Source organism: Chloroflexota bacterium, from assembly GCA_016219275.1.
Taxonomy (GTDB): domain Bacteria; phylum Chloroflexota; class Anaerolineae; order UBA4142; family UBA4142; genus JACRBM01.
Genome location: JACRBM010000026.1, coordinates 26,178 through 45,298 on the forward strand (window position 1 = coordinate 26,178; position 19,121 = coordinate 45,298).

Here is a 19,121-nt window from a genome sequence, read left to right on the forward strand (position 1 = left end):
AAAACGCGCGTGGTCCGCATGGTCTTGGATGTTTCACCCTGGCACGAAATACAATTGGACATTGATGCGATTGAGAAGGACCGCACCCTTTTCGACATAGCGAATTTTCTCGGCAGGGTGGAAGCGATAGACCGCCTCGAATTTCACATTCTCGGTCGAATTCAAAGCGCGCACGCGGACAGCCCCGCAAAAAATTCGATACAATTGAAGGAACGCGCCGAGCGGCTCAGAAATCGTTTGGAAGAAACCAACGCGCGGCTCTTCCGGAAACTGCGCGCTCGAATCAAGTCAGGTTCGCTTACCGGCGAAAAGTTGAAACGCGAACTCGATAAATATGGTGGAGATCAGGACGGCTTTGGCAAGTATGATGCACTCGACGTGCTGGTGGGTGGCTTGCTTCGGCTGAATGTGTCTCCACAAGAGACACAGCCGCGCGAGCCGGAGATGGTGTTCTATCAGCCCACTCCTGCGCACATCATTTTGGAACTTGCCGGGAAAATGACGATCACGCCGGACGCGGTGTTCTATGACCTCGGTTCGGGACTGGGGCAGGTCTGCATCCTGGTTCATCTGTTGACCGGCGTGAGAGCCAAGGGGATCGAGCTTGAACCCGGCTATTGCGAGTACGCGCAAAAGTGCGCCCACGAGCTAAATTTGTCTCGCGTCGAATTCATCAAGGGAGATGCGCGGACTGCCGATTTCTCCGATGGGACCCACTTTTTTTTATTCACACCTTTCAAAGGTAGTCTGTTGAAACAAGTGTTGCGCCAACTTCGACGCGTGGGAGAGAAACGGCGAATCAGCATCTACACTTATGGTCCGTGCACTCTCGATATCTCCAAACAGATGTGGTTGAGGCGCGTTGACCAGAATCCCAACACGGAATATTCGCTAGCCAGCTTTGCGGCAAGAAGAAATGTTCTGGAGGAAAAATGAAAGTTGAAATCGGCGAATCAACGCTTGAACTTGTTCAGGGTGACATTACGCAACAGGATGTGGACGCGCTAGTGAACGCGGCGAACTCGTCACTGCTCGGCGGTGGCGGTGTGGACGGTGCGATTCATCGTGCAGCGGGACCGCAATTGCTCGAAGAGTGTCGCACGTTGGACGGGTGCGAAACGGGAAGCGCGAAAATCACGCGTGGTTATCAATTGCGCGCGCGGCATGTTATTCACGCGGTCGGTCCGGTGTATCGCGATGGCAAGCACGGCGAACCGGTATTGCTCGCGAGCGCGTATCGCACATGCCTCGAACTCGCGTCGCAAAACAATTGCGCGTCCATTGCGTTCCCAGCGATTTCGACCGGCGTGTACGGCTATCCGATGGAGGATGCCGCGCACATTGCGTTTCGCGTGATCGTAGATTATCTCAGCGAACATCCGGAAATTGCGCGTGTGAATTACGTATTGTATGACGCGCGCGCGTTAGAAGTCCACGCGCGCGTGCTGGAGCAAGTGTTGTCCGAGTGAACAAGACCCCAAGGGTTTCGCAAAACCCTTGGGGTCTCTTGTTTCATCGCGCTACTTTTTCTTCAACGCGATCGGTTTGAGTTTCGTCACATCTGGGTCGTCATCGGTTAAATCCAATTCCAATTCGCGGCGTTGGTACGCTTTCTGTCCAACGAGTAGTGTATACGTGATTCCGCGTTCCAACCCGGGCGCGGTCAGGAATTTGCCGGCTGAATCGGCGATGCCCGAGGCGATGATGAGTGGCTCAATATCTTCGGCGTCATCGAAATCCTCGACGCTCACATCCGGATCGAGCACCAGAATGACCGCGCCCGAAATGCCGCGCTGAGTGTCGGCATCCACGATTTGACCGGACAGCGCGACGCCACGCGATGGCTGCGGCGCAGGCGGTTGGGGCGACGGAGGAGTGGTGCTTGTCCCGATCATAAACTCGGCTTCGGTGGTGGGACGCCCTTGAAGATAGAGCGCGAATCGGTATTTGCCATTCGGGAGCGCCTCGCCTTGGTTCGCGAGCGTGTTGCAAAAAGTGCCGTCTGCCGCGTCCTTCCAACTTCGCCCCGTCTCCGCGCCGGCGACCGCTTTGTCATCTACGAACCACACCGATCCCCAGTCTGTCCCGGTTCGCATTCCACTGTGCGGGAACAAGGCGGCGATCATTTTTGTGCCTGCCGGAAAGGTCGCACCCGGATTGCTAATCGGCGCGTCCTTGCACGCGGTTGAGAATGCCAGTTTGCCAAACGTTGGATTGCCCGTATTCGTAGTCGGAGATGTTCCGGCAGTGCCCAGCCCGCTACTCGTCGTCGAGTCGCCCAGTTGTTTCGCTTTTTTGATCAACGGCTCGGCAATGTTGATCATCTTGAAGCGGTCAATCTTGCTGACGCCAGAGACCTTACCCCAGGTCGAAATGCCGATCTGTTCCCCGTTCCCATTCATACCCAGTCCGCCGCTATTTCCCGGCGCAATCTCCGCGTTCGTTTTGAAGGAATCCAAATTCCCATCGTTGTCCTGATCGTCAAAGCCGGAAATTTGTCCCGGCAGATAGGAAATGAGATTGCCACCGACACCTGGGTATCCAACGGTCGCGATAAATTCACCAATCTTGGCATTGTCCGAATCCACGCGCTTGATGACGGTCAAGGGTAACGCGCCGGGTAATTTCTCGCCCTCGTTGTACATTCGAAAAATCTTGACGACCGCGACATCCAACTTGGGATCGCCGGTGATGTACTTTGCCATGTAGGTTGGCACGGGCGCTTTTTTCGGATCCTTGGTCGGACCGACCACGAGCCAACCCTGGGAATGGTACAGATCGCCATGTTTCAAGTTAAAGCCGGAATCATCTTTGCCGTACAGATTCGTGTACCCGACGCAATGAAAGTTGGTTAGGATGTACCCGGCTGGATCAATGACGGTGCCGGAACAACCACCGAACGCTTTGCCATCCGGACCCAGGATCCAGATTTTGACGACTGCCAGCATCGCGTTTTCGATTTGCGCGGGCGCGGGGTCTTTGGCGTGCGCGGTCGGCAACTCGAGTGTCAAACTCGCGAGCAGAACGAACGCAATTGCCAACAACGCCACGCGCAGAGTATATTGTTTCATTTTGCTCCTCCAAATTTCCAATTTGCCCTACGGCACGCGCCAAGTCGCGATAATTCGCTCGCGCCAATCGGCGAGCTGATCGAATTCGTTACGCTCGGCGGCAAAGGTCAACGCGAAAATCTGGTCGCCGCTGACGACCAATACATCTGTCGCGCGCATCAGCGCGGGTAGCGTACCCGATGCGGAACCTTGCGGCGAATCGAGCAAAAACGCATAGTCCACGCGTACTGCGTCGCGCCCTTGCCATTTCACCTCGTTCATTTCGAGCAAGCGATACGCGATCAATTCTTTACCGCGCGCCAGTGACCAATTCATCGCGGCGTCCGCCAGTCCGCCAGTCGCCGGAAATAAATCTGCGCGCGGGATTTGATGCACGCTGATGCGCGCGCCAAAGACGCCGCCGTGCGTGCGATCCTCTGCCGCGAACAGCGCGCCGGTTGCACTCGCGCGCGACCAGGACGCCGGATAACTCACGCTGACCTGACCGACGCTTGTGGTGCGAACCTGGTCAAGCACGTTGCCGCGCACGAACCATGCCGCCGCCAAGCCGACGATCACGACGACCCAAACGATCCATTCCGGTTCTTCGGCGAGCGCGGTGGACGCATTCGACGCGTTCTCGGTTGCGCCGCGCAGTCGGCTCATCAATCGAAACAAGACAAAAAAAGTGCTGCCCGCGATGAGCACCCCGGCAAGCAGACCGTACCACGGATTGATGTTCAAGTCGCCGCCGATGAATGGGACTTGGCGTAAAACCAAATCAATCACGCCATTCAGAATCGCCGCGAGCGCCAATCCGAGCGGCAACCAGCGTGCGCCCATTTTGTCGAACTTGGCGCGTCCGAGGAAATATCCGGATACGCCGCCCAAACTCGCGAGCGATAGCGCCTCGACTGCGATGGTAATCGCGCCGACACCCAGGTCAACGCCGCCGTTGTTCACGACGTACTGGATATTTTGCATCGTCGCGTACCCCAGCCCTGCCGCCGCGCCATAGATGATGCCATCAATCCGTTGATCGAACTCGGTCGAATAGAAAACGGTGTAGCGCACTGCGGCGTATAACAAAAACTGGGTGATCAAACCGCCGACCAAAATCGAACCGCTCAACGCAATCCACCAATTTGCGCCGACCCAGTCTTGCGCGCGGAAAACCTCGCGAGTGAGCGGCTGACCGACGGCTTGGTAGAGCAGTGCGCCCAAAATAAATATGCCGATCACGTATTGACGCGGCTCCGGCTCGATGCGGTCCTGCCGATAAAATGCGGACAGCCACAGCAGAGCCGGGACGAGCGCGAGCACGATGCCCGCGAGTACGAGTGGCAATCCGTTTAGTTCAAGTCGCAGAGCGTTAGCCGCTAACGCGACCAGCCCGGCAAACACCGCGATCCCGATCATTTCGAGCCAGACCGATTCGCGCGCGACACGAAGATGATTCTGCATAGCGCTCCTTTGCGGAGAGAAAAGTATGTCTTTGCCGACAATCGTTTAATGGCGGGGATTTTACACGCAAAGATAGGTGTCGTCAATGGGAGTAGCGAAACACAATTCAAGCAGTAATCTATCCCGGTGATGCACAAGGATACGTGGGTGAATGTTTGGACTTGGCGGTTATCACGCAGGGCAAGACTCTTGATGAAACGGTGCAAAATCTGCGCGAGGCAATTCAACTTCATCTGGAAGGCGAAGACTTGAGTGAATTAGGATTGGCGCCTAATCTACCTTTGCTGATTACCTTCGAGATGGAGCCAGTGTATGCCTAATCTGCGGCGCCTGTCGGGAGAACAAGTTGCGACGGATGATCGCGACCGGCGAAAAACAAACACTGACGATTCCGCGTCATCGGGAACTTGCTACGGGTACATTGCGGGCGATCCTGCGTCAAGCGAGTCGTTACGTTTCGAGTGATGAGTTGCGTCCACATTTCTACGCGGATTGAACATTAGACCCGAAGGGTTTCCAAAAACCTTCGGGTTTTTGTTACGTTTGACCAAATCGCCAATCTCCGCTAAAATAGCGCACTGTGTTCGATAACCTAACCGAGAAACTCAACGCCGTTTTCAAAAAACTGAGCGGCAAGGGAAAACTATCTGAAGCGGACGTGGACGCCGCGTTGCGCGAAGTGCGTCTCGCGTTGCTCGAAGCGGATGTCAATTTCAAAGTCGTCAAAGACTTTTTGACACGCGTGCGCGAACGCGCGGTCGGCGTCGAGGTGATGCAATCACTTTCGCCCGCGCAGATGGTCGTCAAGATTGTCAACGAAGAACTCGTCAAGACGCTCGGCGAACCGGCAAAGATTGACCTATCGGGTCAGCCGCCGCACGTGGTCATGCTCATCGGTTTGCAAGGCGCTGGCAAGACGACGATGGCGGCGAAGCTCGCGTTGCATTTGCGAAAGCATCAGCAAAAACCGCTCCTCGTCGCAGCAGACACGCGACGCCCCGCCGCGATTCAGCAACTGCAAACGCTCGGCAAACAATTAGATATTCCCGTACATGCGGAACCGAATACGGTTCCACCTCCGATGATCTGCGCGAACGCGGTCAAGCACGCGAACGATGGCGCGTACAGCGTCGTCCTGCTCGACACCGCGGGGCGCTTGCACATTGACGACGAGTTGATGCACGAACTCGAAGAGGTCAAAAACAAGACCAAGCCGCAAGAAGTGTTGCTTGTGGTGGATGCGATGACCGGACAGGAAGCAGTGCGCGTCGCAGATGAATTCAACAAGCGCGTCGGGTTGACCGGGTTAATCCTCACCAAGGTTGACGGCGATGCGCGCGGCGGTGCGGCGCTTTCGGTTCGTTCGGTCACGGGCGTGCCGATCAAGTACCTGGGCGTCGGCGAAAAGACTGACGCGCTCGAACAGTTCTTTCCTGATCGGCTCGCATCGCGGATTCTCGGTATGGGCGACGTCCTCACGCTCATCGAAAAAGCGCAAGAGAATCTCGATCAAGATCAAGCGCGTCAGGCGGCGGAGAAATTACTCAAGGCGGAATTCAACTTTGAGGATTTCTTGTCGCAACTTCAGCAGATCAAAAAAATGGGACCGATCTCGCAATTGCTGGGAATGGTTCCTGGGTTGAACCAGGTCACGAAGGACTTGCCCGCCGAAGTGACCGACACGCAGATGAAGCGCATCGAAGCGATCATCAACTCGATGACGCGCCAAGAGCGCCAACACCCCGACATCTTGAACGGCTCGCGGCGCAAACGCATCGCGACGGGCAGTGGCACGTCCGTGCAAGAAGTCAATCAGTTAATGAGTCAATTCAAACAAATGCAGCGCATGATGCAACAACTCAAGAGTGGCAAAACGCGCGGCATGTTCCCGGGATTTCCGGGTCTAGGAATCTAACTACACTCTCTCGGGTTCCCTTATTTCCCTTATTTCCTTCATTTCCTTTCGTAGGGAATGGAGGGAAATAAGGGAACTAAAGGAACTTGGGGAATTGAAGGAGAACCATGTCCGTCAAAATTCGTCTTTCGCGCTATGGCGCGAAGAAACAGCCGACCTACCGCGTGGTCATCGCCGAAGAGCGCAGCAAGCGCGATGGTCGCATTGTCGAAAGCATCGGTCATTACGACCCGCGTTCGCAGCCGCCGACGATTCAGTTGAACGAAGCACGCGCCAAGTACTGGCTCGGCGTGGGCGCGCGCCCCACCGACGCGGTGGGCGTGTTGCTCAAGCATGCGAACATTAGCGACAAGTACGTCAAGACGCGCACCGCACGCAAACCGCGCGCCGCCGTAAAAGCCGAAGCCAAGAGTTAGTGCAATAGTGCAATAGTTCAGTAGTGCGATAGTTGATTCTCAGAGCACCCACTATCGCACTAACGTACTAACGCACTATCGCACTATTCAACTAAACTATGAACCTTCAAGTACTCGTCGCGTTCATCGCGAAAACGCTCGTCGAGCATCCGGACCAAGTGGATGTGCGGATGAACGAAAAAAACGGTTCGATCGCTTTAGAACTCTATGTCGCGCAAGGCGATATGGGACGCGTGATCGGCAAGAGTGGACGCATTGCGAACGCGATGCGCACGCTCGTGCGCGTTGCCGCCGCGCGCGAGGGCAAGCGGGTGATGCTCGATGTCATCACGCGCGCCGGCGAAGCATGACCGACGCGCCGCTTTTGCTCACCATCGGTCGCGTGCTCAAACCGTGGAGCTATCGCGGCGAATTGAAAATTGAAGTGCTATCCGATTTTCCGGATCGTTTCGCGTCGCTCCGCGAGGTTTTCCTCGGGGACGACGCGAAATCTTTTCAGGTCGAGCGCGCGCATCAGCACGGCAAGTTTATTCTCCTCAAGCTAGTCGGTGTGGATTCGGAAGCGGACGCGGAAAAATTGCGCGAGCAGTACATCTACGTGACGCGCGAAAATGCCGTTCCGCTCAAGCCGAATCAAGTTTACCTCTATCAAACGATTGGAATGCGCGTCGTCACAGTTCAAGGGCAAGACCTCGGCGAGGTGGTGGATATTCTCGACACGCCCGCGCACGATGTGTACGTCGTACACGATGGCGCGCGCGAAATTCTCATCCCCGCCGTGCCCGAGTTCATTCGCGAAATCAACCTCGAAAGCAAACGTCTCGTGGTTAAGTTGATTGACGGTTTGCTCGATTTGTAGAGATAATCTTGCGGAGGTCCGATGGGTTTCCGCGAAGCACCCCTCTTCAGGTCTGCCGTCGTAACAATCTCGTCACACGCATTGACAATCGTTCTGCTTGCGTTTATAATCGCGCCAAACATCGCCCCCAAGGAAGGAGGTGATTCTCCCCGCTAATCGCATCTATGAGCCTGGCACCGCTCGACGATTCCCACAAATTCGAAACTTTTGGAGGAGAAGTAAGATGCGTTCGAAATTTCAGATGCTAGGGATTATTGCGCTGTTGGCATTCATTCTGGTCGCGTGCGCCGCGCCGACGCCTACCGCGGTCCCGGCGACCGCAGTTCCCGCGCCGACCAAAGCGCCCGCCGCGGCTGAACCGACCAAAGCCCCCGCCGCAACAACTGCGCCTGCCGCGACCAAAGCACCCGAAGCGACCAAGCCCCCCGCCCCAACGACTGTGCCGACCCCTGCCGCACCCGCGCCCAAACGCGGCGGCAAAGTGACGATGGCAGTCTGGCAATCGCCGATTACGCTTAACACGTTGCTTGGTACGCAAACCGTGATGGACGAAGTCCTCGTCTTTCTGCAAGAGGGCTTGTCCAAGGTCGAACCCGACGGCAAACGCGTTCCGGCGCTGGCGAAAGAAATTCCAACCGTTCAAAACGGCGGTGTGAGCGCGGACGGTAAAACCGTGACGTGGAAACTCAAAGAAGGTTTGGTGTATTCGGATGGTAAACCGGTCACTTGCGCAGATTTTCAATTCACATTGCAAGCATGGATGACCCCGGGCGTTGGCGTCGTTTCGACGACCGGTTACCAGGATGTGGACAAGGTGGATTGCCCCGATCCCAATACCATTGTCATCCGGTTCAAGAATTTCTACGCTCCGTATCTCACACTCTTTGGCAACGATTTGCTTCCCAAGCACGCGACCGGCGATCCCAAGGATATGACAAAATGGGAATTCAATCGCAAGCCCATCGGCACCGGTCCGTTCAAGCTTGACGAGTGGGTCGCGGATTCGCACATCGTCTTGTCGCGCAATCCGAATTATCGCGAAAAAGACAAACCGTATCTCGATCAAGTCGTCATTCGCATCGTTCCCTCGTCCGAAGTCGCGATGCAATTGCTCTCCAGCGGCGAAGTGGATATTATGTGGAACAACACCGAAGCCGATTTCCCACTACTCGAAAAAATGACTGGCGTCAAAATTTCCGATCCACTGCAGATCGGTGGCGAGCGCTTGTTCCTGAATATGGCGGAGAACAAGGACCCCTCCGATCCCAAAAAACCGCACCCGATCCTGAGCGATGTCAAAGTTCGCCAAGCCATCGAGTACGGCATCAACAAACAACGCATCATTGACAAATTGCTCTTTGGCAAAGCGAAACCCGGCACGAACGAAATCAACGCGGGCTTTTTCCAATGCGCCGATTTCAAACCGCGCGGGTACGATGTCGCCCAAGCCAAGAAACTCTTGGACGAAGCGGGCTGGGTTCCCGGTTCTGACGGTATTCGCGTGGCAAAAGGTTCCAAGACCGCGCCCGATGGCACCCGCTTGCGCTTGAAATACTCGACGACCTCTGGCAACAAACTGCGCGAAGACTCCCAGGTGCTCGTCGTCGAAGATATGAAGGCAATTGGCGTTGAGTTGTACATCGAGAACGCGCCATCGTCGGTGGTGATCGGTTCGTGGGATGGCGGTTCGCCGCGTCGTCACGGCAACTTTGATATCATCATGTACACGACGAATGCCAGCATTGACCCGCACGGTCAGATGCTGAACCTGTTCTACTCGAAGAACATTCCCAGCGAAACGAACAAGGGCGGCGTGAACTATACCCGCTTTAATGATCCCCAGGTGGATTCCTTGCTCGACAAAGCCGGCGCGGAACCCGACATCAACAAGCGTCGCGATCTGTACTGCCAGGTCGCCAAGATTGGTCAGGAAACGACGAACATGATCTACCTGTACCAACGCCTCGACATGGATTCGTACCGCGATCGCTTGCTCGGCTGGGTCCCGAACGCGTGGGACAACAACGGCTGGAATGCAGATCTCTGGTCGCTCAAATAGTTCGATAGTTCGATAGTTCAAAAGTTGGATAGTTGCATCACCTACGATGTGACTATCCAACTATCCAACTATCCAACCACCCAACTATCTAACGATGACTCAATATATCATTCGCCGCATCATCCAAGCGTTACCGCTTTTACTCGTGATCAGTTTCGTCGTTTTCACATTGATGAATCTGATCCCCGGCGGTCCACTTGCCGCGTACGAAAACAATCCCAATATCACGCCCGAAGATCTCGAACGCTTGAAAAAAGAACTCGGCTTGGATGCGCCGATTCACGAACGCTACTTGAACTGGCTCTGGTCCGTCTTGCGCGGCGACTGGGGTATTTCGCTCGTCACGCGCCGTCCCGCGCTCACCGAGATCATGGAGCGACTCCCGAACACGCTATACCTCTCGCTGACCGCATTTTTCTTCGCCTTGTTGATTTCGATTCCCATTGGCATCGTCTCGGCAACGCGGCAGTACTCTTGGTTCGATCATCTCGCGACGACGATTGCCTTCCTCGGTCAGTCCATGCCCGTGTTTTGGCTTGGACTTATTCTCATTATTGTGTTTAACGCGACGTTGAAACATCCGAATGGAGGACCGCTGTTGCCGGGCGGCGGCATGTACACGATTGGCGCGGATTTTTCATTCGAAGACCGCATTACGCATTTGATTCTGCCCGCGAGTGTGTTGACCTTTTTTTCGCTCGGTACGCATATTCGCTACATGCGCGCGGGAATGTTGGACGTTTTGCACCAGGATTACATCCGCACTGCGTTTGCGAAAGGTCTGCGCGAACGCGGCGTGCTACTGCGACACGCGCTCAAAAATTCTGTTCTGCCGCTCATTACCATCATCGGTCTCGAAATTCCTGGCTTGTTTGCCGGCGCGGTGATCACCGAAACGATCTTTGCGTGGCCCGGCATGGGGCGACTCTTTTTCGCCCAGGGCATCGAGCGCGGCGATTACGCGGTGATGATGGGCATTCTGATGATGAGCGCTACGCTGATTGTGGCGTTCGGTCTTATCACCGACATTGTGTACGGTTTTCTCGATCCGCGGATCCGGTTTGATTAAATATGACTCAAGCCCAATTCTCCTCAACCGCCATCAGTTTAGACTGGTCCTCGCGCATGCGCCCGCAAGAATCCATGCGCGCGCTGATCTGGCGGCGTTTTCGTAAGCACAAGCCCGCGCTCGCCGGGCTGATCGTCATCGCGACCTTCGTTGTGCTGTGCATTGTCGTTCCGTTCCTCACCAACTACGATCCCGGCAAAACGCATCTTGACGTCATGCGCGAAGCGCCGACCGCCGAACACATCTTTGGCACCGACGAGTTGGGTCGCGATATGTTCATTCGTCTGTGGGATGGTGGGCGCATTTCGATTCTGATCGGCGTTGCGACGATGTTGATCGCGATTACAATTGGAACGCTGATTGGATCCATCGCGGGATTTTACGGCGGGAATATTGATAATGTTTTGATGCGCTTCACCGATTTTATGCTTTCGATTCCGCAATTGTTCCTGCTGTTGATTTTCGCGCAACTGCTTCGCAGTACGAACAACCCCGCTATCAGCGGCGGACCCATGCCGATCATCATTATCATCGGCATTCTCGTGTGGCCCCCCGTCGCGCGCTTGGTGCGCGGGCAGTTCCTGTCGCTCAAGGCGAAAGAGTTCGTCGAGGCGGCGAAAATGTCCGGCGCGCGCAACTTTCGCATCATCCTGCGCCACATCTTGCCCAACGCCGCCAGTCCGATCATCGTCGCCGCGACGCTGCGCGTTGGCGCGGCGATCATCACTGAATCCACGCTCAGTTTTCTCGGCTTTGGCGTGCAACCGCCGACCGCGACCTGGGGCAACATGCTCAAGAACGCGCAAGCACAAATGACCTACGCACCCTGGACTGCCATCTTTCCTGGTCTCGCGATTTTGTTCACCGTGCTCTCGCTCAACTACATCGGCGATGGACTGCGCGACGCGCTCGATCCGCATCATGTAGAATGACACATAGATAGGGAGACCGGTAAACAGGTAGACAGGAGACGACTTGTCTACCTGTTTTACTTGTCTACTTGTTTACTTGAATTAAAAATGGAGAAACTATGAATTGGCAAACCATCGTTCACGAAACAACCACGCTCTTGCAAGACCTGATCCGCTTTGACACGACGAATCTACCCGGCAACGAGACGCCGTGCATTGAGCATATCGCGCGTGTGCTCAATCGCGATGGCGTTGAATCCCAGGTATTCGAGTCTGCGCCGGGACGCGGCAATCTCGTCGCGCGATTGCAAGGCGATGGCTCACTACCGCCGCTGCTTTTGATGGGACATGTGGATGTCGTGACCGCTGAAGCCGACAAGTGGCATCGCGCGCCCTTCTCCGGCGATTTGGTGGACGGGATTGTGTGGGGACGCGGCGCGACGGACATGAAGCAAATGGTCGCGATGGAATTGATGGTGTTCCTGCTCGCCAAGCGCAACAGCATTCCGCTGAAACGCGATTTGATTTTCATGGCGAACGCCGACGAAGAAGTCGGCGGGCGGATGGGCGCGGGGTGGATGGCGGCGCATCATCCGGATTTGATTCGCGCCGAGTACGCGATCAACGAAGGCGGACCGACGAGTATCGTGCTCGACGACAAGGTGTTTTACGTTTGCTCGACTGCCGAAAAAGGTTCCGCGCGTTTTACGATTCGCACGCGTGGCAAACCGGGTCACGCCTCGCAACCGCACCAAGACCATTCGATTTTGTACTTGGCGCGCGCACTCACGAAACTGATCGAAACGCCGTTGCCGTTGCGTGTATGCAAATCTGCGCGCGGTCACATCGAAGCGATGGCGCGCGGCGTGGATGGCGCGACGCGCGCCAATTTGCTCGGCTTGCTTGACGAGCGGACGAACGCGCAATCGCTCGCGGCATTGCCGTTGCCCGAAACGCAAAAGCGCCGCTTGAATGCCGCGCTCCACAACACCGCCGTACCGACGATTCTCAAAGCCGGGTCGAAAATCAATGTGATTCCCGGGGAAGCAGAATGCCAGGTGGATTGTCGCGTTTTGCCCAGCACGACGCCCGAATCGCTCGAACAGGAATTGCGCGCGGTGCTTGGCAACGACATCGAACTCGAATTCACGCCGTTCTCGCCCGCGCTCGAATCCGATCCAGACTCGCCACTGTTTGAGACGATTCGTCGCGTCGTCGAAGAACACGAACCAGGCGCGACGCTTGTCCCAGGTCTCATCACCGGTGGTACGGACGCGAAGAGTCTGACGACACTGGGAACCAAGGTGCTCGGCTTTGTGCCGATGCGCTACGAAGGTCCCGATATGACCGGTCTCGCGCACAACCACAACGAGCGTGTCAGCGTGGCGAATCTCGAATTCGGTGCGCGTGTGTTGTGGGATGTGGTTGCGCGATTCTGTGCATCAGGTAGTTGGTAATTGGTAAATAGTAATTACCAATTACCCTCTACCCTTTACATTTCCGGAGAACTCATGGACATTAGTACCTTCGACAAACAACTCATCGCCAATGCCTGGACGAGTCGCGACCTCTATGCCAACCTGGAAACGCTGTGCGATTTTGGTAGCCGCTTTGCCGGCTCGCCGAGTGAAGCGCAAGCGCGCGATTTCATTCAGGAAAAATTTCATCAGTACGGTTTGAAACGTGTCTGCCTCGAACCGTTCGACTACCTGGGTTGGTGGCGCGGTACGTGCGCGTTGTGTGTCACCTCACCCACCGCGCGCACATTCGACGCGATCTCGCTGGTGTATTCGCCTTCGACACCGGCGAATGGCATCACCGCGCCGATTGTAGACGTGGGCATGGGTACGGAAAAGGAGTACGCCGCGAAAAAAGGGATGCTCGCCGGAAAAATCGTCGTGTGTTCGAGCGCGAATCCGGAAGATGGACGCGCACCGCATCGCCGCGAAAAGTACGGCTGGGCGGTAGACGCGGGCGCGGTTGGTTTCATCTACGCGCGCCATTTGCCGGGCGGTTTGCCGGAAACCGGGTCGTTACGCGCCGGACGTCTCGGCGAAATCCCGGCGATTGCCGTCTCATTTGAAACGGGGTCGGCGCTCAAGCGATTGATCGGCAAAGGCGAAACGGTGGTTACGCTGGACGCGCAGAACGAATCGCGTCCGACGACCGCGTATCACGTCATTGGCGAGGTGCCGGGAACAACGGACGAGGTGATCGTCGTCGGCGCGCATTACGACGGGCACGACATTTCGCAAGGTGCGAACGACGATGCGACCGGCACGTGCCTCGTGCTCGAACTCGCGCGCTTGTTCGCGCCGCTCGCGGGTCAACTCAAACGCACGATTCGCTTTATCGCGTTCGCGTGCGAGGAACTCGGCGTGCTCGGCTCGACCGAGTACGTCAAGCAACATCGCGACGAGATGAAGAACGTCGCGTTCATGATGAATCTCGATAGCGGTGTGGGCGACGGACCGAAAGGGTTTACCTTTAGCGGGCTGGACGATGTGGAAACATTTTTGAAGAATGTCGCGCAAGACACGCGCTATGCGTTGCGCTTGCGCGAGAAAATCGAAACCGCGTCCGATCATTTTCCATTTTTCATGGAAGGCGTGCCCGCCGTGATGATGCTTGCCAAACCGAGCGACCGCGCGATGGGTCGTGGTTTCGGTCACACGCCGATGGACACGCTCGACAAGGTGAACGAGCGCGATATGCACGAGTGTGCGATGGTTGCCGCGCGCGTATTGTTGCGTGTCGCGCAGGACGACCGCGCGTACCCGCGCCATCGCACGCCGGACGAGATCAAACAAATTCTGATCGCGCAAGAATTGCAAGACGCGCTCAAAGCACAAGGCAAGTGGAGATTCGAGTAAGACGTTGGATCGCGAAACTCGCGAAAGCGTGTGAAAACCGCGAAAGGATTTGCATGCCATGCCGCAACCATCCAAGCATCAATTTGAACCGCTGTCGTACAAGGTGATTGGCGTGTGTATTGATGTGCAAAAGCAACTGGGTTTGCACTGTATGGAAGTGGATTATCAACGCGCACTCGAACTCGCCTTGCCCCAGTTCGGCGTCCAGTGCGCGCGCGAAGTTGAGATTCCGATTGTGTATGCCGGTATCATTGTGACCAAACGCCGCGTTGATTTCAAATGCTGGGATGAACGCGACGAATTGCTCTTGGAATCCAAAGCGGCGCAAGCAATTCGCCCGGACGATGCAGAGCAATGTTTGCTCTATATCACCAAAGCGAATCAAAAACTTGACTTGCCCGTCAACTTCGGCGAAAAGCCCTTGCGTCCGCGTCGTTTTGTAAATACGCCACCTGAGACCGCGAGATAACATGAAATCCGTGAAAGGTGTGCGCGGTTTTCTTTTCGCGGTTTTCGTAACTTTCGTTGTTTTCGCGATCCAAATCTTTTTGTCCGAGGAGTAACTTTATGCCCCACCCACTCGTACTTCAACTGCGCTTTACGCGGAGCGAATTCAGACGCGCGCTCAAAGGTCTGAGCGATGACGAGGCGCGTCAACGATTCTTGCCGATGAACTGCATCAGTTGGAACATCGGACACCTGGCTTGGCAAGAGCAGAGATACTTTGTGTTTTACGGACAAGGTAAACTGCTTCTGCCGGAGATGAACGAGTTGTTCGCGTACGGCGCGCCGGCAAGCACGCCCGCGCTCGCCGAAACATGGAAAGCGTGGAACAAGATCACCAAAGCGGCGGATGTCTTTCTCGATTCGCTCACGACCGAGAAGATGTTGGAGCGGGTGATCAAGAATGGCAAGCCCAGCCGGTATCTTTTCGGATCGCTCGTGCAACGAACGATCTATCACTACTGGTATCACATCGGCGAGAGCATGGCGATTCGCCAAAACCTGGGACACACGCGCCTGCCGCAATTCGTCGGGAACCTGGATGGTCAAGCGCCCTACGCGCCGGAACCGCTTGCATCGCGCAGGAAAGCGAAATGAACCGAGGCATCTGGTACGCGATTGGCGCATACAGCATCTGGGGCTTGTTCCCGGCGTATTGGAAATGGCTCGGTTATGTACCCGCGCCTCAACTGATGAGCCATCGCCTGGTTTGGTCATGCGTGATTCTCATTGCGTATATTTTCCTCACGCGCCAGTGGCGCGCATTTCGCCGGTCCGCGTCCAACCGGCGCGTGCTCGGCGTCTATCTCGTCGCGGCAGTGATCCTCGGCGTCAATTGGTTGATCTATTTGTGGGCAATCGCCAGCGGCTTTGTCGTCGAATCGAGTCTGGGCTATTTCATCAATCCACTCGTCAATGTGTTGTTGGGTGTGATTCTTTTGCGCGAACGGTTGCGCGCGTGGCAGTGGCTACCGGTGGCGTTGGCAACGCTTGGAGTGGTGTACTTGACGGTGATGTATGGTTCACCGCCTTGGATCGCGTTGTCGCTTGCGCTGACCTTTGGATTCTACGGACTCGTCAAAAAAACCGCGCCGCTCAATTCACTTCACGGGTTAGCGTTGGAGACGAGTCTCTTGTTCGTGCCGGCGTTGCTGTGGCTGACGTATGCGGACGTGAGCGGGCAAGGCGCGTTTCTTCACACCGGCGCGATTGCGGATTCGTTGATGATTGGCGCGGGTCTGGTAACGACGATTCCACTCTTGTTGTTCGCTTCTGCCGCGCGGCGCATTCCGCTTTCGATGATGGGCATTCTGCAGTACATTGCGCCAACGCTACAATTCTTGCTCGGCGTGTTGATGTTTGGCGAACCGTTCACGCAAACCCAGTTCATCGGTTTTGGGATGGTTTGGGTCTCGCTCATCATTTTTGCGGTCGAAGGATTCCTTACCCATCGCACCCAGTCCACCGCGGTTGTCGCGGTCGCGGAGTAGTTGTCGCATGGCAAAAGAGGGCGCATGCGATTTGCATTGATCTCCGACATTCATGGCAATAGTGCGGGACTGGTAGCCGCACTGACTCATTTGACGAAGCTGGGTTTTGACGCACTCTATGTTTTGGGCGACATCCGAGGCGGTGTAGGCACAGACCAGGTTCTGGATTTGCTCGTTCGCTACGACGCGCATCTGATTCGTGGCAATGCTGAAGAGGCGTTGTTTGATGTTGATGCGTTTGCCGACCAAACCACTGACCCAGCCAGGGTTCGCCGAAACGTGGAATGGTGTCACACGAATTTATCCGCCGCTCATTTAGACCTGCTTCGCGATTTGCCGATCCAAGAAACGATTGAAATCGCGCCGCATCGCAAAATCTTTTTGTGTCACGCCGCGCCAAACAATGTGTGGAGTCGGACTTGTGAACCGACGACGCCGTCCGCGAGACTGCGGCAAGTGTACGGACCTTTGGATGCAAAAGTGGTTGTCTACGGACACTATCATGGTCATCACGTCATCGCCTTGGATGGAAAACTGCTGATCAATGTGGCGGGCGTAGGCATCGGGAATGGTTTGAGCGCAATCACACTTTTGGAATACGACGGGCGATGGATTGTGCAGCAACATCAGATTCCATACAATGACTAGCCGCGTTCGAGTAACCTGGTTCGCCCGCATCATTGTCGGCGTGGTGTTCGCGGTCAATGTGTGGTGCGCGCTCTCGTTCATCCTCGACCCAGGATCGTACACCGGCGCGTTCGAACTCGAAGGATTGCCCGGTCGGCTCGTCGTTCAATCGTTCGGCATTCTCTTTCTGATGTGGAACGCGACCTATCCGCCAGTCTTGGTTGATCCGCTCGCGCAGCGCACCTTGTTTCGAGTGATCCTGATCCAACAGATCATCGCCGTCGTTGGCGAAACTTGGCTTGCGCTGTCATTGCCAGCCGGACATCCGATTCCCTGGACTACCGCGTTACGCTTTACCGTGTTTGATGCCATCAGTTTTATCGCGATGGGGTGTGTCTATTTGATTGTCGAAAAAGAAAATTGAAACGCAATACGCAATACGCAATACGTACCACGTTTTAAGTTTCACTCTACAAGGAGCACGATGGCTAAATCATTGATTCTCTCGCAAATGACCTGGGAAGACGCGCGCGACGCGCTTGAAAAAGTTGAACTCGCGATTATTCCGACTGGCTCGTTCGAGCAGCACGGTCCGCACATGACGTTCGAGGTGGACACGGCGCGTGCGGTCGCGTTCGGCAAATTGCTCGCCGAGCGATTGCATCCCCGCGTGATTCTCGCACCGCCGATTTCCTTCGGCGTATCGTTTCATCACATGGCGTTTCCCGGCACGATCACCCTGCGCGCCGAAACGTTCCACGCGCTCATCTACGACATCGTGTGGAGTTTGCGCGAGCACGGCGTCAAGCAATTTTTTTTTGTGAATGGTCACGGCGGCAACCGACCCTCGCTCGAAGTGATGGGAGTGAAACTGCGCCACGAACTGGGCGTGCATATCGCCTGGTCGAGCTTTACCGCGCTCGCGGCGGATGTGAAACGTGGGCGCGTCAAATCGGAAATCACCGGGCACGCGTGCGAAGGTGAGACATCGCAAGCGATGTATCTCGCACCGCACGTCGTCAAGCGCGACCGCATCACGCGCGGCGCGGTCAAAGGTTATCCGTACAAATTTCTTGGCAAAGGGAATAACGGCGGCATCATCGTGCCGTACACCTTCGACGAAATCACCGCGAACGGCGCGCTCGGCGACGCGACTCTGGCGACCGAAGAATTCGGCAAAGAGGTCATTGACGCCGCGTTGAGCAAAGCCACCGAATTCCTGATTGATTTCATGGACAAGAACAGAACAGATTGATATTGCGTAGGACGGGACAAAAATCTTGTCCTACGTTTTTTTGATTGACAATCGCGCGAAAATGGCTATAATTTCTAACTGAAAACGATTTTCATTTAGGTAACGATGACCACGACACCCTTCGCCGCGGGACTGCGGCAAAACCATCGCAAACTCACGCGCTCGCGCCAAGCCGTGCTCGACATTATCACGCAAGCAAGTCATCACCTCACGCCCGCCGACATTTATCGCCAAGCCAAAACGCGCTATCCCAATCTCGGATTGACGACGGTGTATCGCACGCTCGACTTGCTCGTCGAGCTGGGTTACATTCAGCGGATTCATCTCGAAGAGGGATGCCACAGTTACGCGCCCACCGCGCGCCCGCATGGACATCACCTCGTTTGTTCGGTGTGTGGTCGCGCGGAGGAATTTGCGGATTGCGATTTGGACGCGCTCGTGCGTTCGCTGCAAGCGCGCACCGGGTACGAAATTCAAGTGCATGTGTTGGAGTTGATGGGGCGCTGTCCGAGTTGCCAAAACAAAACGCGCGCCTTGCGCGCGCGGCGAAAATAAAAACGCGCGCGAGTTGTGACCTCGCGCGCGCACGTGCTAGAGACCAAGCCATCTGTTCAATCGCTTGTGCCTCT

Annotated in this window: 22 protein-coding genes; 20 read left to right on the forward strand and 2 right to left on the reverse strand. The window is 55.7% G+C overall.

Annotated elements, in window-relative coordinates:
* Window positions 1-9: 9 nt before the first annotated feature.
* On the forward strand, window positions 10-936 hold the full coding sequence (locus HY868_05350; protein ID MBI5301543.1) for a class I SAM-dependent methyltransferase: 927 nt from the start codon (window positions 10-12) through the stop codon (window positions 934-936).
* On the forward strand, window positions 933-1,469 hold the full coding sequence (locus tag HY868_05355) for an O-acetyl-ADP-ribose deacetylase (GenBank protein ID MBI5301544.1): 537 nt from the start codon (window positions 933-935) through the stop codon (window positions 1,467-1,469). Before HY868_05350 ends, HY868_05355 begins: the two co-directional genes overlap by 4 nt.
* Window positions 1,470-1,520: 51 nt before the next feature.
* Here the strand turns inward: HY868_05355 and HY868_05360 are convergent, their stop codons facing one another.
* A complete protein-coding gene (locus tag HY868_05360) occupies window positions 1,521-3,071 on the reverse strand; it encodes a trypsin-like peptidase domain-containing protein (protein ID MBI5301545.1) in 1,551 nt (516 codons plus the stop codon).
* 27 nt (window positions 3,072-3,098) lie between these two features.
* A complete protein-coding gene (locus tag HY868_05365) occupies window positions 3,099-4,514 on the reverse strand; it encodes a PrsW family intramembrane metalloprotease (protein MBI5301546.1) in 1,416 nt (471 codons plus the stop codon).
* A gap of 104 nt (window positions 4,515-4,618) precedes the next feature.
* Between HY868_05365 and HY868_05370 the strand changes: the two genes are divergently transcribed.
* From HY868_05370 to HY868_05455, 18 genes are all read left to right on the forward strand, one after another.
* Window positions 4,619-4,834 carry a type II toxin-antitoxin system HicB family antitoxin gene (locus tag HY868_05370; protein MBI5301547.1) on the forward strand — a complete coding sequence of 72 codons (216 nt, stop codon included), beginning with the start codon at window positions 4,619-4,621 and terminating at the stop codon, window positions 4,832-4,834.
* A 26-nt stretch (window positions 4,835-4,860) separates the two neighbouring features.
* On the forward strand, window positions 4,861-5,010 hold the full coding sequence (locus HY868_05375; protein MBI5301548.1) for a type II toxin-antitoxin system HicA family toxin: 150 nt from the start codon (window positions 4,861-4,863) through the stop codon (window positions 5,008-5,010).
* 84 nt (window positions 5,011-5,094) lie between these two features.
* Window positions 5,095-6,429 (forward strand): signal recognition particle protein, encoded by a 1,335-nt coding sequence (gene ffh / locus HY868_05380; protein MBI5301549.1) that lies wholly within the window; start codon window positions 5,095-5,097, stop codon window positions 6,427-6,429.
* Between the two features lie 107 nt (window positions 6,430-6,536).
* Window positions 6,537-6,845, forward strand: coding sequence for a 30S ribosomal protein S16 (gene rpsP / locus HY868_05385; protein MBI5301550.1), 309 nt, complete (start codon window positions 6,537-6,539; stop codon window positions 6,843-6,845).
* A gap of 98 nt (window positions 6,846-6,943) precedes the next feature.
* The gene (locus HY868_05390) at window positions 6,944-7,195 is read left to right on the forward strand and encodes a KH domain-containing protein (GenBank protein MBI5301551.1); all 252 of its coding nucleotides are present in this window, start codon (window positions 6,944-6,946) and stop codon (window positions 7,193-7,195) included.
* Window positions 7,192-7,704 (forward strand): 16S rRNA processing protein RimM, encoded by a 513-nt coding sequence (gene rimM / locus HY868_05395; GenBank protein MBI5301552.1) that lies wholly within the window; start codon window positions 7,192-7,194, stop codon window positions 7,702-7,704. Before HY868_05390 ends, rimM begins: the two co-directional genes overlap by 4 nt.
* A 223-nt stretch (window positions 7,705-7,927) precedes the next feature.
* Window positions 7,928-9,763 (forward strand): peptide ABC transporter substrate-binding protein, encoded by a 1,836-nt coding sequence (locus HY868_05400; protein ID MBI5301553.1) that lies wholly within the window; start codon window positions 7,928-7,930, stop codon window positions 9,761-9,763.
* Window positions 9,764-9,857: 94 nt separating this feature from the next.
* Window positions 9,858-10,832: an ABC transporter permease gene (locus tag HY868_05405; protein MBI5301554.1), complete on the forward strand. Its 975-nt coding sequence runs from the start codon at window positions 9,858-9,860 to the stop codon at window positions 10,830-10,832.
* A 56-nt stretch (window positions 10,833-10,888) separates the two neighbouring features.
* Entirely contained in the window at window positions 10,889-11,764 is an 876-nt protein-coding gene (locus tag HY868_05410; GenBank protein ID MBI5301555.1) for an ABC transporter permease, read from the forward strand.
* A gap of 98 nt (window positions 11,765-11,862) precedes the next feature.
* A complete protein-coding gene (locus tag HY868_05415; GenBank protein ID MBI5301556.1) occupies window positions 11,863-13,200 on the forward strand; it encodes a M20/M25/M40 family metallo-hydrolase in 1,338 nt (445 codons plus the stop codon).
* A 54-nt stretch (window positions 13,201-13,254) separates the two neighbouring features.
* On the forward strand, window positions 13,255-14,616 hold the full coding sequence (locus HY868_05420) for a M20/M25/M40 family metallo-hydrolase (GenBank protein ID MBI5301557.1): 1,362 nt from the start codon (window positions 13,255-13,257) through the stop codon (window positions 14,614-14,616).
* 58 nt (window positions 14,617-14,674) lie between these two features.
* Window positions 14,675-15,085: a GxxExxY protein gene (locus HY868_05425; protein MBI5301558.1), complete on the forward strand. Its 411-nt coding sequence runs from the start codon at window positions 14,675-14,677 to the stop codon at window positions 15,083-15,085.
* Window positions 15,086-15,183: 98 nt separating this feature from the next.
* Complete coding sequence (locus tag HY868_05430) at window positions 15,184-15,717, forward strand: DinB family protein (GenBank protein MBI5301559.1); 534 nt, start codon at window positions 15,184-15,186, stop codon at window positions 15,715-15,717.
* Window positions 15,714-16,610, forward strand: a complete 897-nt coding sequence (gene rarD / locus HY868_05435) for an EamA family transporter RarD (GenBank protein ID MBI5301560.1) — start codon at window positions 15,714-15,716, stop codon at window positions 16,608-16,610. The genes HY868_05430 and rarD overlap by 4 nt, the downstream gene beginning before the upstream one ends.
* A gap of 24 nt (window positions 16,611-16,634) precedes the next feature.
* Entirely contained in the window at window positions 16,635-17,258 is a 624-nt protein-coding gene (locus HY868_05440) for a metallophosphoesterase family protein (protein ID MBI5301561.1), read from the forward strand.
* Window positions 17,251-17,661, forward strand: coding sequence for a hypothetical protein (locus HY868_05445; protein ID MBI5301562.1), 411 nt, complete (start codon window positions 17,251-17,253; stop codon window positions 17,659-17,661). Before HY868_05440 ends, HY868_05445 begins: the two co-directional genes overlap by 8 nt.
* A gap of 60 nt (window positions 17,662-17,721) precedes the next feature.
* Window positions 17,722-18,492 carry a creatininase family protein gene (locus HY868_05450; protein MBI5301563.1) on the forward strand — a complete coding sequence of 257 codons (771 nt, stop codon included), beginning with the start codon at window positions 17,722-17,724 and terminating at the stop codon, window positions 18,490-18,492.
* A 105-nt stretch (window positions 18,493-18,597) separates the two neighbouring features.
* A complete protein-coding gene (locus HY868_05455) occupies window positions 18,598-19,047 on the forward strand; it encodes a transcriptional repressor (protein MBI5301564.1) in 450 nt (149 codons plus the stop codon).
* The last annotated feature ends 74 nt before the right edge of the window (window positions 19,048-19,121 follow it).

Bases quoted from the DNA above. Each gene is read 5' to 3' on its own strand.
- HY868_05425 (MBI5301558.1), top strand. From the start codon at position 14,675: ATGCCGCAACCATCCAAGCATCAATTTGAACCGCTGTCGTACAAGGTG.
- HY868_05360 (MBI5301545.1), bottom strand. From the start codon at position 3,071: ATGAAACAATATACTCTGCGCGTGGCGTTGTTGGCAATTGCGTTCGTT.
- HY868_05450 (MBI5301563.1), top strand. From the start codon at position 17,722: ATGGCTAAATCATTGATTCTCTCGCAAATGACCTGGGAAGACGCGCGC.
- HY868_05455 (MBI5301564.1), top strand. From the start codon at position 18,598: ATGACCACGACACCCTTCGCCGCGGGACTGCGGCAAAACCATCGCAAA.
- HY868_05415 (MBI5301556.1), top strand. From the start codon at position 11,863: ATGAATTGGCAAACCATCGTTCACGAAACAACCACGCTCTTGCAAGAC.
- HY868_05430 (MBI5301559.1), top strand. From the start codon at position 15,184: ATGCCCCACCCACTCGTACTTCAACTGCGCTTTACGCGGAGCGAATTC.
- HY868_05390 (MBI5301551.1), top strand. From the start codon at position 6,944: ATGAACCTTCAAGTACTCGTCGCGTTCATCGCGAAAACGCTCGTCGAG.
- HY868_05355 (MBI5301544.1), top strand. From the start codon at position 933: ATGAAAGTTGAAATCGGCGAATCAACGCTTGAACTTGTTCAGGGTGAC.
- HY868_05420 (MBI5301557.1), top strand. From the start codon at position 13,255: ATGGACATTAGTACCTTCGACAAACAACTCATCGCCAATGCCTGGACG.
- rimM (MBI5301552.1), top strand. From the start codon at position 7,192: ATGACCGACGCGCCGCTTTTGCTCACCATCGGTCGCGTGCTCAAACCG.
- HY868_05410 (MBI5301555.1), top strand. From the start codon at position 10,889: ATGCGCCCGCAAGAATCCATGCGCGCGCTGATCTGGCGGCGTTTTCGT.
- rarD (MBI5301560.1), top strand. From the start codon at position 15,714: ATGAACCGAGGCATCTGGTACGCGATTGGCGCATACAGCATCTGGGGC.
- rpsP (MBI5301550.1), top strand. From the start codon at position 6,537: ATGTCCGTCAAAATTCGTCTTTCGCGCTATGGCGCGAAGAAACAGCCG.
- HY868_05440 (MBI5301561.1), top strand. From the start codon at position 16,635: ATGCGATTTGCATTGATCTCCGACATTCATGGCAATAGTGCGGGACTG.
- HY868_05400 (MBI5301553.1), top strand. From the start codon at position 7,928: ATGCGTTCGAAATTTCAGATGCTAGGGATTATTGCGCTGTTGGCATTC.
- HY868_05405 (MBI5301554.1), top strand. From the start codon at position 9,858: ATGACTCAATATATCATTCGCCGCATCATCCAAGCGTTACCGCTTTTA.
- HY868_05445 (MBI5301562.1), top strand. From the start codon at position 17,251: ATGACTAGCCGCGTTCGAGTAACCTGGTTCGCCCGCATCATTGTCGGC.
- HY868_05365 (MBI5301546.1), bottom strand. From the start codon at position 4,514: ATGCAGAATCATCTTCGTGTCGCGCGCGAATCGGTCTGGCTCGAAATG.